This is a genomic window from Pseudarthrobacter raffinosi (assembly GCF_023913735.1).
GTDB classification, from domain to species: domain Bacteria; phylum Actinomycetota; class Actinomycetes; order Actinomycetales; family Micrococcaceae; genus Arthrobacter; species Arthrobacter raffinosi.
On record NZ_JAMXBH010000002.1, the window covers coordinates 74,194 to 90,157 of the forward strand.

The 15,964-nt window shown below is 64.8% G+C and carries 11 protein-coding genes; 10 read left to right on the forward strand and 1 reads right to left on the reverse strand.

Features of this window, described 5'->3' with window-relative positions:
- The gene (locus NG698_RS02135; RefSeq protein WP_252598767.1) at positions 1–2,547 is read right to left on the reverse strand and encodes a DEAD/DEAH box helicase; all 2,547 of its coding nucleotides are present in this window, start codon (positions 2,545–2,547) and stop codon (positions 1–3) included.
- Between the two features lie 97 nt (positions 2,548–2,644).
- On the opposite strand from NG698_RS02135, the gene NG698_RS02140 reads away from it, so the two are divergent.
- From NG698_RS02140 to NG698_RS02185, 10 genes are all read left to right on the forward strand, one after another.
- Positions 2,645–3,430 carry a trans-aconitate 2-methyltransferase gene (locus NG698_RS02140; RefSeq protein WP_252598768.1) on the forward strand — a complete coding sequence of 262 codons (786 nt, stop codon included), beginning with the start codon at positions 2,645–2,647 and terminating at the stop codon, positions 3,428–3,430.
- 144 nt (positions 3,431–3,574) lie between these two features.
- Positions 3,575–5,323, forward strand: coding sequence for an ABC transporter ATP-binding protein (locus NG698_RS02145; protein WP_252598769.1), 1,749 nt, complete (start codon positions 3,575–3,577; stop codon positions 5,321–5,323).
- Complete coding sequence (locus tag NG698_RS02150; RefSeq protein WP_252607936.1) at positions 5,320–7,131, forward strand: ABC transporter ATP-binding protein; 1,812 nt, start codon at positions 5,320–5,322, stop codon at positions 7,129–7,131. The genes NG698_RS02145 and NG698_RS02150 overlap by 4 nt, the downstream gene beginning before the upstream one ends.
- On the forward strand, positions 7,128–7,508 hold the full coding sequence (locus tag NG698_RS02155; protein ID WP_252598771.1) for a GntR family transcriptional regulator: 381 nt from the start codon (positions 7,128–7,130) through the stop codon (positions 7,506–7,508). The genes NG698_RS02150 and NG698_RS02155 overlap by 4 nt, the downstream gene beginning before the upstream one ends.
- A 48-nt stretch (positions 7,509–7,556) precedes the next feature.
- A complete protein-coding gene (gene uvrA / locus NG698_RS02160) occupies positions 7,557–10,484 on the forward strand; it encodes an excinuclease ABC subunit UvrA (RefSeq protein WP_252607937.1) in 2,928 nt (975 codons plus the stop codon).
- 78 nt (positions 10,485–10,562) lie between these two features.
- Positions 10,563–11,276: an HAD hydrolase-like protein gene (locus tag NG698_RS02165; RefSeq protein WP_252607938.1), complete on the forward strand. Its 714-nt coding sequence runs from the start codon at positions 10,563–10,565 to the stop codon at positions 11,274–11,276.
- On the forward strand, positions 11,263–11,931 hold the full coding sequence (locus tag NG698_RS02170; protein ID WP_104061423.1) for a lysophospholipid acyltransferase family protein: 669 nt from the start codon (positions 11,263–11,265) through the stop codon (positions 11,929–11,931). The genes NG698_RS02165 and NG698_RS02170 overlap by 14 nt, the downstream gene beginning before the upstream one ends.
- Positions 11,932–11,943: 12 nt before the next feature.
- Positions 11,944–13,947 carry an excinuclease ABC subunit UvrC gene (uvrC, locus tag NG698_RS02175; RefSeq protein WP_252607939.1) on the forward strand — a complete coding sequence of 668 codons (2,004 nt, stop codon included), beginning with the start codon at positions 11,944–11,946 and terminating at the stop codon, positions 13,945–13,947.
- A 72-nt stretch (positions 13,948–14,019) separates the two neighbouring features.
- The gene (gene rapZ, locus NG698_RS02180) at positions 14,020–14,943 is read left to right on the forward strand and encodes an RNase adapter RapZ (protein ID WP_058932525.1); all 924 of its coding nucleotides are present in this window, start codon (positions 14,020–14,022) and stop codon (positions 14,941–14,943) included.
- Positions 14,943–15,962, forward strand: coding sequence for a gluconeogenesis factor YvcK family protein (locus tag NG698_RS02185; protein ID WP_252598775.1), 1,020 nt, complete (start codon positions 14,943–14,945; stop codon positions 15,960–15,962). Before rapZ ends, NG698_RS02185 begins: the two co-directional genes overlap by 1 nt.
- Positions 15,963–15,964 lie beyond the last annotated feature (2 nt).

Consider the following 15,964-nt stretch of genomic DNA (forward strand, 5'->3'; position numbering starts at 1 on the left):
CTAGAGCCGGTTGACGTCGGTGACACGGACCACTGCCGTACCGGTTTCATCCGAGGCCGCCAGGTCCACTTCCGCGGAGATGCCCCAGTCATGGTTGCTCGCCGGATCGTCGAAAATCTGCCGGACCTTCCAAAGCCCTGGCTCTTCGGTGATCATGAGCAGTCCGGGACCGCGGGCATCCGGGCCGGTGCCAATGTCGTTGTGTTCGTCGAAGTAGTCGTCCAGGACGTCTTCCCAGCGGTTGGCATCCCAGCCCGCGCCGCCGTCGAGCTCGCCCAGGGCTGCGGCGTTTTCGTCCGCGAACAGTTCCACGCGGCGGAACATCTCGTTGCGGACCATCACGCGGAAGGCGCGGATGTTGGACGTCAGCGACGGCGGCGGGGGAGGGGGAGCGTCGTGCGGGGTGGGCATCGCGCCGGACGTCAGCTCCTCCCATTCGTCCAGGAGGCTGGAGTCCACCTGCCGCACCAGCTCGCCAAGCCAGGCGATGAGGTCTTCAAGGTCCTCCCGGAGCATGTCCTGCGGCACGGTCTGGCGCAGCGCCTTGAAGCAGTCGGCGAGGTAGCGCAGCACAATGCCCTCGGAGCGGGCCAGCCCGTAGAACTGGACGAATTCGCCGAAGTTCATTGCCCGCTCGTACATGTCGCGGACCACGGACTTGGGCGTCAGTTCAAAGTCGCCCACCCATGGCGCGGCCTTGCGGTAGACCTCGAAGGCTTCGCCCAGGAGTTCGGCGAGCGGCTGCGGGTAGGTGACTTCCTCCAGCATGGCCATGCGCTGGTCGTACTCGATGCCGTCAGCCTTCATCGCGGCAATCGCTTCCCCGCGGGCCTTCTTCTGCTGCGCGGAGAGGATTTGGCGGGGCTTTTCGAGGGTCGCCTCGATCACGGACACCACGTCCAGGGCGTACGACGGCGAATCCGGGTCAAGGAGCTCCAGCGCCGCCAGCGCAAACGGCGAGAGTGGCTGGTTCAGGGCAAAGTTGGCCTGCAGATGGACGGTGAGCCGTACTGTCCTGCCGTCATGGCCCTGCTCTTCTGCCGGGATGCGCTCCACCACCTCAGCGGCGAGGAGCTCACGATAGATTCCCAGGGCTTTTTTCATCAGCCGCAGCTGTGAGGACCGCGTCTCGTGGTTTTCGGTCAGCAGCTGGCGGGCCGCTGTGAACGGGTCGCCGGGCCGTTCCATCAGGTTCATCAGCATCGAATGCGTCACGCTGAAGCTGGACGTCAAAGGATCGGGCACGGATTCCACGAGGCGCTTGAAGGTGGGTTCCCCCCAGGAGACGAAGCCCTCCGGCGGCTTCTTTTTGACCACCTGGCGGAGCTTCTTCTGGTCGTCACCAAACTTGGCGGTGGCCTTGGCCATCGCCTTCACGTTTTCGATGACGTGCTCGGGTGCCTGGACCACCACTGTCCCCGCGGTGTCATACCCGGCGCGGCCGGCCCTTCCGGCAATCTGGTGGAACTCCCGGGAGTTAAGCGGGCGGGTGCGGACGCCGTCGTACTTGCTCAGTGCGGTGAGCAACACGGTGCGGATGGGCACGTTGATCCCCACGCCCAGTGTGTCCGTACCGCAGATCACCTTGAGCAGGCCCGCCTGGGCGAGCTGCTCCACGAGCCTGCGGTACTTCGGCAGCATGCCGGCGTGATGGACCCCGATACCGTGCCGGACCAGCCGGTTGAGCGTCTTGCCGAAGCCTGCGGCGAAACGGAAATTCGCGATCAGCTCCGCGATCTTGTCCTTCTCCTCGCGGGTGCACACGTTGATGCTCATCAGTGTCTGGGCCCGGTCAATGGCCTCGATCTGGCTGAAGTGCACCACATAGGCGGGCACCTGACGGGTGGAGAGGAGTTCCTCGAGTGTTTCGTGGACCGGCGTCTGGTGGTAGTAGTAATGCAGCGGAATGGGGCGCTCGGCTGAACTGACGGTGGTGGTGGGGCGGCCCGTAAGTTCGGTGATGCCGGCCTCGAACCGGCTGACATCGCCCAGGGTGGCGGACATCAGAAGGAACTGGGCCTGGGGGAGCTCCAGCAGCGGGACCTGCCAGGCCCACCCACGCTGGGGGTCGGAGTAGAAATGGAATTCGTCCATGATGACCGCACCGAGCTCGGCGTCGGCCCCTTCGCGGAGGGCGATGTTCGCGAGGATTTCTGCCGTGCAGCAGATGATCGGTGCGTTCTGGTTGACGCCGGAGTCACCCGTGATCATGCCGACGTTTTCTGCACCGAAAATGTCGCACAGGGCAAAGAACTTCTCCGAGACCAGCGCTTTAATGGGGGCGGTGTAGTAACTGCGCTGGCCCCGCGCCATGGCCTGGAAGTGCGCCGCGATGGCCACCAGCGATTTGCCGGAGCCCGTCGGGGTGGCGAGGATGACGTTGGCTCCGGTGGCGAGCTCCATGATGGCCTCGTCCTGGGCAGCGTAAAGTTCCAGGCCCCGGCTTTCGGTCCACTCAAGGAATTGCGTGTACAGGGCGTCCGGGTCGATGCCTGCGCCGGAGGGGTCTGAGGCGGACAGGACAGGCAGCTGGTCAACGAGTTTCATTGATTTCCAGCTTAGTGCCCAGCCGGTGCCGGATATCCGGGCGGGCCCGGGTTAGGCTCGCGGTACTGCCAGACAGCACCCGGCGATGGAGGTAACTGTGAAGTGGGACCCCGTAAAGTACGTCCAGTTCGGCGATTACCGGGACCGGCCGTTTTTCGACCTGACGGGGCGGATCCAGGCCGACCGGCCACAGCACGTTGTGGACCTGGGATGTGGTCCGGGAAACCTCACGGCCACCCTCGCCCGGAGATGGCCGGAAGCGCAAGTGGTGGGGCTGGATTCGTCCAGGCAGATGCTGGACAAGGCCGCCGCGCACGCAGCCAGGCATGCGGGCCTCAGCTTCGGGCTGGCGGATATCGCAGCCTGGACGCCCCCGGCTGAAACGGACGTGGTGGTCACCAATGCCGCGCTTCAGTGGGTGCCTGGGCATCAGGAAATGCTGGCGGGCTGGCTGGCGGCGCTCAAGCCCGGTGCCTGGTTCGCCATGCAAGTGCCGGGGAACTTCAATGCCCCGTCCCATGCCCTGATGCGGGAACTCGCAGGTTCGGCACGCTGGGCGCCCCAGCTCGCCGGCGTACTTCGCGGTGGAGAGTCCGTGGGGGAGCCCGCAGACTACCTCAGCCTCATGCTGGACGCGGGCTGCACGGCAGACGCCTGGGAAACCACATACCAGCAGGTCCTCACTGGAACGGATCCGGTGCTGGACTGGGTGCGCGGCACGGCGTTGCGCCCGGTCGTGGCGGCACTTTCGGCCGAGGACGGGCACGCCTTTGAAGCGGAGTATGCTGCAGCCCTGCTGTCCGCATACCCGGCAACGGCACATGGCACGGTGTTTCCGTTCCGGCGGATCTTTGCCGTGGCGCAAAAGCGGCCAGGCGCATAAACTCCATTCGTTTGAGGTTCTCTGGTCGGTAATGCCTTATGACTGAGTCGAGAATGTGATGCTGGTTACAATGACGACAACGGCTTCTGGGGATGGCAAATGGCCGGACCCTCATCGGCCTCCCAAATCCGTCCTGGAGGTGCGATGCTTTTCGGCTTGATGACCCGGCTGCTGGCTGGCCACAAAGGCGCCGTGACCGCGATCGTTGCTCTCCAGCTTGTCCAGACCGCAGGCAACCTCCTGCTGCCCACCATCAACGCTGCCATCATCGACGACGGCATCGTTGCGGGGAACACGCCGGAAATCTTCCGTTTGGGCACTGTCATGGTCCTGATAGCTGCGGTCCAGGCGTCGGCGGCCATCGCCGCGGGCTACTTCGGGGCAGTGGTGGCCATGAAGCTCGGGCACCAACTGCGCGGCGAGGTCTTCACCAGGATCCAGTCGCTTTCTTCCCAGGAAATGGCAGCCTTCGGCACGCAAAGTCTTGTTACCAGGGCCACCAACGACACCCAGCAGATCCAGTCGTTCGCCGTCCTGGTCTTCACCATGCTTGTGGCGGCCCCCGTGATGGCCGCCGGGGGCGTCTTACTGGCGTGGCAGCAGGACATGGTGCTTTCAAGCGTCGTGATGGTCATCATGCCAATACTTCTGCTCATCATGTATCTCATCGTCCGGCGCCTCGTTCCCCTGTACCGGCAGGGGCAGGAGCTCCTGGACCGAACGGGGGAGCTCTTTCGTGAACAGATCATCGGCGCGAATGTGATCCGCGCCTTCGTCAGGCAGGGACACGAAACGCGCCGGTTTGCGAAGACCAACAGCAGCCTCACGGGAAACAACCTTCAGTCGTCGCTGCTCGTGGCCGGCATGTTGCCACTGATCATGATTGTGGTCAACCTGTCGTCGGTGGCCGTGGTGTGGTTCGGTGGTCACCGGGTTTACGACGGCGGGATGAAGATTGGTGCCCTCACGGCCTTTATCGCGTACATCCTGCAGATTCTCCTGGCAATCATGATGGCCATGTACGTGTTCATGACGGCGCCGCGGGCCGTTGCCTGCGCAGAACGGCTGGGAGCCGTGCTCGACGCAAGACCGTCAGTCCAGGACCACAAGGCGCCGACCCAAGAGACCCGCCATGGGAGCTCCCTGGAGGGCGGCAGCGTCACTTTCAGGAACGTCAGCTTCTCCTACCCCGGCGCCGAAAATCCGGTACTGGAAGACATCAGCTTCACGGCCCGGCCAGGAACCACTGTTGCCATCGTCGGCTCAACAGGGAGCGGCAAGTCGACACTCCTGAGCCTGGTGCCCCGGTTCCTGGACGCCACGGCCGGAACCATCAGCATCGGCGGCCGGAACATCTGCTCGATGTCCCTGGACGTCCTCCGCCGGACCATGGCGGTGGTGCCGCAAATGTCGCACCTTTTCTCCGGAACCATCGCCGACAACCTGCGCGTCGCAGCTCCGGAGGCAACCGAGGGCCAGCTTTGGGAAGCCATGGAGACAGCTCAGGCCGCCGGCTTCGTCCGTGCGCTGCCACGGGGGATGGACACGGAGGTCGGGCCAGGCGGAACGAATCTCTCCGGCGGCCAGCGGCAGCGTATCTGCATAGCGCGGGCCCTCCTGCGGAGGGTCCCCGTCTATCTCTTTGACGACAGCTTTTCTGCGCTGGACTTCGCCACCGAGGCCCGGGTCCGGGATGCCCTGGAGATTGCCCTTGAGGGTGCAGTGGTCATTGTCGTGGCGGAACGGATCTCCACCGCTGCCGGAGCCGGCCAGATCCTGGTGCTCGACGACGGCCGGCTGGCTGCCCAGGGAACACACCTGCAACTGCTGGAGACGTCTGCCACCTACCGGGAAATCGCCGAGTCCCAACTGGCGCTGGACGACGCGCCATGACCGCTTCGCCCGGCGCCGGGGCGTCCGAAGGGTTCTGGCCCACAGCGCGCCGGGTCCTCGCGTTGCTGCGCCCGTCCAGGGGGCGGATGCTGGGTGCAGTTGCGGCCACCTGCGCTTTTGTTGCCCTCAACGTCGCGGCGCCGAACTACCTCGGTGATGCCACCGATGTGGTGGTGGATGGGGTCTACAGCGGAGCGCTCGACGGGCAGCGCCTGGGACTCCTGCTGGCCGCCGTTGCCGCGATGTACATCGGCGCTTCGCTGTTCAACTGGATCCAGGGAGCGCTGACGGCCAGCGCGGTTCACGGCCTGATGTACCGCCTCCGGGCATCGGTTCAAGACAAGCTGCACCGGCTTCCTTCCACGTACTTCCAAGAGCAGTCCAGGGGTGATGTCCTGAGCCGCGTCACCAATGACATCGACAATATTTCGCAAGCGCTCAGCCAGGTCCTCACGCAGCTGATCATGTCTGTCCTGATGCTATGCGGTGCCTTGGCCATGATGCTGTGGATCTCGCCGCTCCTGGCCCTGATCGCGCTTGTTTCGGTGCCCTTGTCCACCCTTATCACCGTTATGGTGGCCCGGAAGTCCCAAGCGCATTTTGCCCGCCAGTGGACCGAAACGGGTGAGTTGAACGCGCACGTGGAGGAGTTTGTCACCGGGCACGAGGTTATTAAGGCCTTCGGGTACCAGGACCAGACAGCGGCAGTCTTCAAGGCAAGCAACGACCGCCTGGCCCGGGCATCCGCACGGGCCCAGTATTCATCCGGCATTGTCCAGCCATTGATGGTCCTTATCGCCAATATCAACTACATCGCGGTGGCGGTGGTGGGGGCGCTCCAGGTCACCATGGGGGCCATGACCATCGGCGGGATCCAGGCGTTCATCCAGTTCAGCCGGCTTTTCACCCAGCCTGTGGGCCAGATCGGCGGCATGCTCAACGTCATCCAGTCCTGCGTGGCTTCGGCGCGCCGTGTGTTCGACCTGCTCGACGCCGCGGAGATACCTGCCGAGCCCGAAAGTGACGGTCACAAACCCAGTCAGGAAGGGCGGATTGTGTTCAGTGATGTCACCTTCGGCTATGCCCGGGCTGACCCTGTGGTCCGTGGACTGTCGTTCACGGTGGAACCGGGCCGGATGGTCGCGATTGTCGGGCACACGGGCGCCGGCAAGACCACCGTTGTCAACCTGCTCATGCGGTTCTATGAGGTCGACGCCGGCACGATCACCATCGGGGGTACCGACATTGCTGACATTCCGCGGGACGTCCTGCGCAAGGGATTCGGGGTGGTGCTGCAGGATGCCTGGCTGTTTTCCGGCACCATCAGGGAGAACATCGAATACGGCCGGCCAGGAGCCACGTTTGCGGAGATCACTGCGGCAGCAGAGGCGAGCCACGTGGACCACCTCATCAGGTCGCTGCCGGCCGGCTACGACACGATGCTGGGCAACGGGGGAGAGCCGCTCAGCCAGGGCCAGCGCCAGCTGATCTCCATCGCCCGGGCGCAGTTGGCGGACCGCACTGTGCTGGTCCTGGATGAGGCCACCAGTTCAGTGGATTCCCGGACTGAGGTCCTGATCCGCCAGGCCATGCGGAGGTTGCGCCGTGGAAAAACAAGCTTTGTGATCGCCCACCGTTTGTCCACGGTCCGGGACGCTGATCTAATTCTGGTCATGGACCACGGACGCATTGCAGAGCAGGGAACCCATCGAAGCCTCCTGGCGGCCAACGGCCGCTATGCACGGCTTTACAACGCCCAGTTCGCCGGACGCTCGGGCCGGGCCGGCACGTTGGAGGCCGGACGATGACAACAACTGGTCCGTTCCCCGGGCCCTGGAAGCCCAACCAGTCCAGCACGGTGGCACTGTTTGAGCAGCTGCGCCTGCATGTGATCCGCCTCGCGGACAGCGGGGCCCTTCCGCCGGGAACCAAGCTGCCGGCGGTGCGGACCCTGGCGGGGCTGCTCGACGTCGCGCCCCACACGGCGGCCAGGGCGTATAAGGAGCTGGAGGCAGCCGGTGTCGTGGCCACGAAGGGCAGGAACGGCACCGTGGTGTGCGCGCGTGATGAGCGGGCGGACGCGCTCTCTCTGGCCGCCAACTCCTATGCGTCGGTGGCCAAGGCCCAAGGTGCCACCTTTGCGGAAGCGGTCCAGCTGCTGGCAGCAGCCTACGACGCCGACTAGCCGGACCCCGCATGGATATTCGAAGAAGTTTTCGATTAGCATTAGTGGGTGCCTAAAGCCGTAGCTGAAGAAACAGCAGTCGAATCCGTCCCCGTCGCCGTTCCCCAGGCCCCAGCCACGCCTGCCCGGCCAGACCTCTCCCGCCTTGTGGTCAAGGGGGCGCGCGAGCATAACCTGCGCAACGTGGACCTGGATCTGCCCCGTGATGCCATGATCGTTTTCACCGGGCTGTCCGGTTCCGGGAAGTCGTCGCTGGCGTTCGACACAATCTTCGCCGAGGGCCAGCGGCGCTACGTTGAGTCCCTGTCGGCCTATGCCCGCCAGTTCCTCGGCCAGGTGGACAAGCCGGACGTCGATTTCATCGAGGGGCTCTCGCCGGCGGTATCGATTGACCAGAAGTCCACCAGCAAGAACCCCCGGTCCACGGTTGGCACCATCACCGAAATTTATGACTACATGCGATTGCTGTGGGCACGCGTGGGACGGCCGCATTGCCCGGTCTGTGGCGAGGTTGTGGCCCGGCAGACTCCGCAGCAGATCGTGGACCAGCTGCTAGAGCTTGACGAAGGCACACGCTTCCAGGTCCTGGCGCCTGTGGTGCGGGGGCGCAAGGGCGAGTTCGTGGACCTCTTCAAGGAGCTGACCGCCAAGGGCTATTCGCGTGCCCGGGTGGACGGTGAGCTGATCCAGCTGAGCGAGCCGCCCAAACTCGGCAAGCAGTTCAAGCACACGATTGAGGTGGTGGTGGACCGCCTGGTGGCTAAGGAAGGCATCAGCCAGCGCCTCACGGACTCCGTTGAAACGGCGCTTGGCCTGGCCGAAGGCCGGGTGCTGGCCGAGTTCGTCGATCTGGACGCAGACGCGCCGGGACGGCTGCGGGCATTTTCCGAGAACCTCGCCTGCCCGAACGAACATCCCCTGGCCATCGATGAAATCGAGCCGCGGTCCTTCTCCTTCAACAACCCTTTCGGCGCCTGTTCCGCGTGCAGCGGTATCGGTACACGGCTCGAGGTTGACGAAGAACTGATCATTCCGAATCCTGAGCTGTCGTTGTCCGAGGGCGCCATCGCGCCATGGTCACTTGGCACCGCAACAACCGAGTATTGGAACCGCCTGCTCGAAGGGCTGTCCAAGGAGCTTGGCTTCTCCATGGACACACCCTGGGAGAAGCTGGGCAACGACGTCCGCCAGACCGTCCTGCACGGCAAGGACCACAAGGTGGTTGTGCAGTACAAGAACCGCTTCGGACGGGAACGCAAATACAGCACCGGCTTCGAAGGTGCCATCCAGTACGTCCACCGCAAGCACGGTGAGACGGACTCCGAGTGGGCGCGCGACCGCTACGAAGAGTACATGCGGCAGATCGCTTGCCCCGCGTGCAATGGCGCCCGGCTCAACCCCGCCTCGCTGTCCGTCCTGATCAACGGCAAGTCCATCGCCGACGTCGCGGCCATGCCCATGCGCGTGTGCGCGGACTTCCTGAACAACCTGGTCCTCACCGGCCGCGAGGCCCAGATCGCCCACCAGGTGCTCAAGGAAATACAGGCCCGGCTGACCTTCCTGCTCGACGTCGGGCTGGAATACCTGAATCTCGAGCGCCCCTCCGCCACCTTGTCCGGCGGCGAAGCGCAGCGAATCCGGCTCGCCACCCAGATCGGTTCCGGCCTCGTGGGCGTCCTTTACGTCCTGGATGAGCCCTCCATCGGCCTCCACCAGCGCGACAACCGCCGGCTTATTGAGACCCTGACCCGGCTCCGCGACATGGGCAACACGCTTATCGTTGTGGAGCACGATGAGGACACCATCCAGGTGGCGGACTGGATCGTGGATATCGGGCCCGGCGCAGGCGAGCACGGCGGCCAGGTGGTGCACTCGGGTTCGTACCAGGATCTCCTGGCCAACACCAACTCACTGACCGGCGATTACCTGTCCGGCCGCAAGAAGATCGACATCCCCAAGAAGCGGCGCAAATACGACAAAGAGCGTGAGCTGAAGGTCGTCGGGGCGCGTGAAAACAACCTGGTCAACGTTGATGCGGTCTTCCCCTTGGGCCTGTTCACCGCCGTGACCGGCGTGAGCGGCTCCGGCAAATCCACCCTGGTCAACGAGATCCTCTACAAGGTGCTGGCCAACAAGCTCAACGGCGCAAAACAGGTGGCCGGACGCCACAAGAGCATCATGGGCCTGGAGCACCTGGACAAGGTGGTGCACGTGGACCAGAGCCCTATCGGGCGCACCCCACGCTCCAACCCGGCCACGTACACCGGCGTCTTTGACAACATCCGCAAGCTCTTCGCCGAGACCACCGAGGCCAAGGTCCGTGGCTACCTGCCAGGCCGGTTCTCCTTCAACGTCAAGGGCGGGCGCTGCGAAGCCTGCGCAGGTGACGGCACGCTGAAGATCGAAATGAACTTCCTGCCGGACGTCTACGTGCCCTGCGAGGTGTGCCACGGCGCACGGTATAACCGCGAAACCCTCGAAGTCCACTACAAGGGCAAGACCATCGCGGACGTGCTCAACATGCCCATCGAAGAAGGTGCGGAGTTCTTCGCGGCCTTCTCCCCGATCGCCCGGCACCTGAACACCCTTGTGGACGTGGGCCTCGGCTACGTACGGCTGGGACAGCCGGCAACCACCCTCTCCGGCGGCGAGGCCCAGCGTGTCAAGCTCGCCGCGGAACTGCAGAAGCGCTCCAACGGACGCAGTGTGTATGTTCTCGACGAGCCCACCACGGGCCTGCACTTCGAGGACATCCGCAAGCTCCTGATGGTCCTTCAAAGTCTGGTGGACAAGGGCAACACCGTGATCACCATCGAACACAACCTGGACGTGATCAAGAGTGCCGACTGGATCGTGGATCTTGGCCCGGACGGCGGTTCGGGCGGCGGCCAGATCGTGGCCACCGGCACGCCCGAGCAGGTATCGAAATCCACCAAGGGCCACACGGCATCCTTCCTCGCGGAAATACTCGGCTAGGCGGTTGGCCTCCGATGACGTATGCCGTGTCGGGCATGCGAGTTTCAGCCATGCTCGGTGTCGTGAGAAACTAAGCCGGTGACTCAAACAACAGTGCCCGTGATCTTTGACCTGGACGGCACTCTTGTCGATCCGGCCGGCGGAATATCCGGCGGAATCGCAGCAGCCCTTGCCGCCGCAGGTCTGCCGGTTCCTGGCCAGGACGTCCTGAACTCGATGATCGGCCCCAAACTCAGCGACGCACTCCAGAGTGTCTGCAAGGTTCCGGCCGAGATGCTTGACGAGGTCATCCGGACTTACCGGCAGTACTACCTGGCCAAGGGGATAGCCCAGAGCAGGCTGTACCCCGGGATCAGGGAAGCGCTGGAGACCTTCGCGGCCGAAGCCAGGCCAGTGGCCGTCGCCACGCAGAAGCCCGAAGGGCTGGCCCAGATCGTGCTGCGCCACCACGGCATCGCCAACCTGTTCCAGTCCATCAGGGGTTCGGCAGACAACGAATCGTCAACGGACGGTCCGGTGGGGAAGGCCGACATCATCGCCGCGGCCCTGGCTGACCTCTCCACCCAGCACGCCGTTATGGTGGGTGACCGCGCCCAGGATGTGGCGGGCGCCATCGCGAACGGGCTTGACTGCATCGGTGTGGGTTGGGGTTTCGCTCCCGACGGCGAACTCGAGGAAGCCGGGGCCGTCACCGTGGTGGACACCACCGCGGGCATGGTTGCCGCCATCGGGCGCCTCGAAGCCATCCACGCTGCCGCGATGAGCGAGGTGCGCAACGATGGCGCTGTTTGAGGCGGTCCGCTGGACATTTCGCGGGCTCGTCGCGGGCACCTGCCGGCCCACCGTCGTCGGCCTTGAAAACGTCCCCAAAGAGGGGCCCTTCATTGTGGCCCCGAACCATCTTTCCTTCTTTGACAGCGTCATTGTCCAGGCACTGATGCCGCGGCCCGTGGCCTTCTTCGCCAAAGCCGAGTACTTCACCACGGGTGGCGTCAAGGGCAGAGTCATGAAGTCCTTTTTTGAGTCCGTGGGTTCCATCCCGGTGGAGCGCGGCGAGCAGGCAGCAAGCGTCCAGGCGCTCAAAACCCTCCTGGACATCCTCGAAGCGGGCAAAGGCATTGGCATCTACCCCGAGGGCACGCGCTCACGGGACGGCATCCTCTACCGCGGCCGCACCGGGGTGGGCTGGCTTGCACTGGCAACCGGAGCTCCCGTGATCCCGGTTGGACTGATCGGGACGGAGAACCTGCAGCCGGCCGGTGAGAAGGGCTTCAAGCCGCATCACTTCACCATGAAGGTAGGGGAGCCCCTGTATTTCGACAAGACCGGCCCGGACCATTCGCTGCCGGCGCGGCGGCAGGTCACGGACCGCATCATGGATGCGATCGCCGAACTCAGCGGCCAGGAACGCTCCACCAGCTACAACCAAAGTAAAAGCACGGATTAGTAGAATGAAGTAGTGGCAGATCCAGCAAGTTACAGGCCCCAAACGGGTGAAATTCCCACCAATCCCGGGGTGTACCGGTTCCGCGATCCCCACGGCCGGGTCATCTACGTCGGCAAAGCCAAAAGCCTTCGCTCCCGCCTGAACTCCTACTTCGCGAATCCGGCGGGCCTGCTGCCCAAAACCCACGCAATGGTTCACACAGCCAGCAGTGTCGAGTGGACGGTGGTGGGCAGCGAGCTGGAGTCGCTGCAGCTTGAATACACCTGGATCAAGGAATACAAGCCACGCTTCAACGTGGTCTTCCGCGACGACAAAACCTATCCGTACCTGGCCCTCACCATGAGCGAGAAGCTCCCCAGGGTCCAGGTCATGCGGGGGGACCGCCGCAAAGGCACACGGTACTTCGGCCCGTACACGGCTGGCGCGATCCGGGAAACCATGGACACCTTGCTGCGGGTTTTCCCCGTCCGCAGCTGCAGCGCCGGGGTCCTCAAACGGGCCCAGGCGAGCGGCCGGCCCTGCCTGCTGGGCTACATCGACAAATGCTCGGCCCCCTGCGTTGGCCGGGTGACTCCCGAGGAACACCGGGCCCTGGCGGAGGACTTCTGCGCGTTTATGGGCGGCGAGGCCAAACGCTTCATCACCAAGCTCGAAAAGGAGATGGCCGACGCCGTCGGCACCCTCGACTACGAGCGTGCGGCGAGGCTCCGTGATGACATCTCCGCCCTGCGGAAGGTCTTTGAGCGCAACGCCGTGGTGCTCGCCGACGATACCGACGCCGATGTCTTCGCGCTGCACGAGGACGAGTTGGAGGCTGCCGTCCAGGTGTTCCACGTCAGGGGTGGCCGGATCCGTGGCCAGCGCGGCTGGGTAGTGGAAAAAGTGGAGGACGCCACCACCCCGGATCTCGTCGAACACCTGCTGCAGCAGGTCTACGGCGACGACGGCGACAGCCATGGCAGGCTGCCCCGCGAAGTCCTGGTGCCCGTCGAACCCAGCAACGCTGCGGAACTTACGGAATGGCTCGGCGGCCTGCGCGGAGCCAAGGTGGATGTCAGGGTGCCGCAGCGCGGCGACAAGGCCGCGCTCATGTCCACCGTCCGTGAAAATGCCGAGCACGCGCTCAAACTGCATAAGACCCGCCGTGCCGGGGACCTCACCGTGCGCTCCCAGGCACTGCAGGAGCTGCAGGAAGCCCTGGACCTGCCCGTGGCGCTCCTGCGGATCGAATGCTTCGATGTCTCCCACGTCCAGGGCACCAACGTCGTGGCGTCCATGGTGGTGGTCGAGGACGGGCTGCCCAAGAAGTCCGAATACCGGAAATTCTCCGTCACCGGGGCCGCAGCGGCAGACGACACCGCCGCCATGCACGACGTCCTGACCCGGCGCTTCCGGCATTACCTGCAGGACAAGTCGGCGCAGTCCGAGGCGTCCGCCCTGCCCGGGCACCAGGCCGCCTTGGAAGCAGCCGCTGCTGCGGTCCTGGACACCACCACGGCCGCCCCGCGGGCAAAATTCGCGTACCCGCCCAACCTGGTGGTGGTCGACGGCGGCAAGCCCCAGGTGAACGCCGCAGCCCGGGCCCTGGCGGACCTTGGCATTGAGGACGTCTACGTGGTGGGCCTGGCCAAACGCCTTGAGGAAGTCTGGCTGCCGGACAGCGACTTCCCCGTGATCCTGCCCAGGACGTCCCAGGGACTCTATCTGCTGCAGAGGATCCGTGACGAAGCCCACCGCTTCGCCATCACCTTCCACCGGCAGAAGCGCGGCAAGGCCATGACCGTCTCGGCGCTGGACGGAGTGCCGGGCCTTGGCGAGTCCAAACGCAAGGCCCTGCTCACCCACTTCGGATCCGTCAAAGGCGTGAAAGCCGCCACCGCGGCCGAGCTCACGGCGGCCAAGGGCATTGGACCATCCCTTGCCAACGCCATCGTCGCCCACTTCAGCGGCGATGACACGGCCGGCGATGCGCTTCCGGCCGTGAATATGGCCACCGGCGAAATCATTGAAACCTAGGTAGGGTAAGGAACGCAGGTTTCCGCCATTGCGGGTGCCTGCCTTCATCTGAACAGGAACGGGGCGGAACGAATGGCAGACTCTACGGCGGAATCCGGGACGGAGCAGGACGGGCTGACGCCGGTCAAGCCCCTCGAAGCGGAACTGCTGGTGGTCACCGGTATGTCAGGGGCGGGACGCAGCACCGCCGCGGACGCACTTGAGGACCATGGCTGGTATGTCGTGGAAAACCTGCCGCCGCAGATGCTCGGCACCCTGGCCGAGATTGTCTCCCACGCTCCGCAGTCCATTCCGCGGCTGGCCGTGGTGATGGATGTCCGCAGCAAAGGCCTCTTTGTCGACGTCCGTGCGGCCCTGGGGGCCCTCGCCGCCAGTGGTGTCAAGTTCCGCGTCCTTTTCCTCGACGCCAAAGACGACGTCCTGGTCCGCCGGTTCGAGCAGGGCCGCAGGCCCCATCCGCTCCAGGAAGGCGGCCGCATCCTCGACGGCATTGCAGCCGAACGGGAGGTGCTCAAGGAACTGCGCGACAGCTCCGACGTCGTACTGGATACCTCGACCTACAACGTCCACGCCCTGGCTACCGCCATCACGGAACTCTTTAGCGAGACCGGCCCGGTGGCACTGCGGCTCAACGTCATGAGCTTTGGCTTCAAGTACGGACTGCCGGTGGATTCCAACTACGTTGCTGACGTCCGGTTCATCCCGAATCCGCACTGGGTCCCGCAGTTGCGCCCGCATACGGGCCTGGACAAGGACGTCAGCGATTATGTCCTCGAGGCGGAAGGTGTAAAGAACTTCGTGGACCGCTATGTCCTGGCGCTCGAGCCCGTCCTGGACGGTTACCGGCGCGAAAACAAGCACTACGCCACCATCGCCGTCGGCTGTACCGGCGGCAAGCACCGGTCCGTGGCCGTCGCCGTCGAGCTTTCCAAGAAACTGGCACAGTATCCGCGCGTGACCGTGACCACCACGCATCGGGATCTGGGCCGCGAGTAATGGGGATGTTCACCGGGCCCCTCCCGCTCGTACCGGTTTCCAGCGGAACGGCAGCCGGCCAGCAGGACAAGGGCCCCAACGTCGTGGCGCTCGGCGGCGGGCACGGACTGTCCGCTTCGCTCTCGGCGCTGCGGCTGCTCACCTCCGAGCTGACCGCCATTGTCACTGTGGCGGACGACGGCGGGTCTTCAGGGCGTCTGCGCGACGAGTACGGCGTCCTGCCGCCCGGAGACCTGCGCATGGCGCTCTCCGCCTTGTGCGATGACACGGACTGGGGACGCACCTGGCGCGACGTGATGCAGCACCGTTTCAGGCCAGGCCAGGGCAGCGGCGGATCGCTGGACGAGCATGCAATGGGCAACCTGCTCATCGTCACCCTTTGGGAGCTGCTGGGCGACACCGTGGCCGGCCTGAAGTGGGCCGGCGCCCTGCTCGGTGCCCGTGGACAGGTCCTGCCCATGTCCACCGTTCCGCTGACCATTGAAGGTGACATCCGCGTCACTGCACCTGACGGCACGTTCGCGCTCCAGACAGTCCGCGGGCAGGCGCGGTGCGCCGTTGCCGGCTCGCTGGAGCACGTCCGCCTCCTGCCCGAACAGGCGCCGGCCTGCGTTGAAGCCCTGACAGCCATCGAACTGGCTGACTGGGTAATCCTGGGGCCGGGGTCCTGGTACACGTCCGTGCTGCCGCACCTGCTGCTCCCGGAAATGCGTGACGCCCTGAGTGCCACAGCCGCAAAACGCTGCCTCACCATGAACCTGGCCACGGACACCAAGGAGACCACGGGCATGTCGGCGGCGGACCACCTGTACGCAATGCGCCGGTATGCGCCGGACTTCAGCGTCGACGTTGTCCTGGCGGATCCCGCGTCGGTGCCGGACCGGCAGGAGTTCGAGAAAGCCGCCGGGATGATCGGCGCCGAGGTTGTCTTGGGTAAAGTGGGGGCGTCGGGCCGCCGACCCGTCCATGACCCCCTGCGTCTGGCAGCGGCGTACCACGACATTTTCGGGAACAGTTAGGA

What these genes read in the sequence shown, in the direction of transcription:
- NG698_RS02135 (WP_252598767.1), bottom strand. Translation starts at nt 2,547, where the DNA reads ATGAAACTCGTTGACCAGCTGCCTGTCCTGTCCGCCTCAGACCCCTCC.
- NG698_RS02145 (WP_252598769.1), top strand. Translation starts at nt 3,575, where the DNA reads ATGCTTTTCGGCTTGATGACCCGGCTGCTGGCTGGCCACAAAGGCGCC.
- NG698_RS02150 (WP_252607936.1), top strand. Translation starts at nt 5,320, where the DNA reads ATGACCGCTTCGCCCGGCGCCGGGGCGTCCGAAGGGTTCTGGCCCACA.
- NG698_RS02155 (WP_252598771.1), top strand. Translation starts at nt 7,128, where the DNA reads ATGACAACAACTGGTCCGTTCCCCGGGCCCTGGAAGCCCAACCAGTCC.
- NG698_RS02170 (WP_104061423.1), top strand. Translation starts at nt 11,263, where the DNA reads ATGGCGCTGTTTGAGGCGGTCCGCTGGACATTTCGCGGGCTCGTCGCG.
- rapZ (WP_058932525.1), top strand. Translation starts at nt 14,020, where the DNA reads ATGGCAGACTCTACGGCGGAATCCGGGACGGAGCAGGACGGGCTGACG.
- NG698_RS02185 (WP_252598775.1), top strand. Translation starts at nt 14,943, where the DNA reads ATGGGGATGTTCACCGGGCCCCTCCCGCTCGTACCGGTTTCCAGCGGA.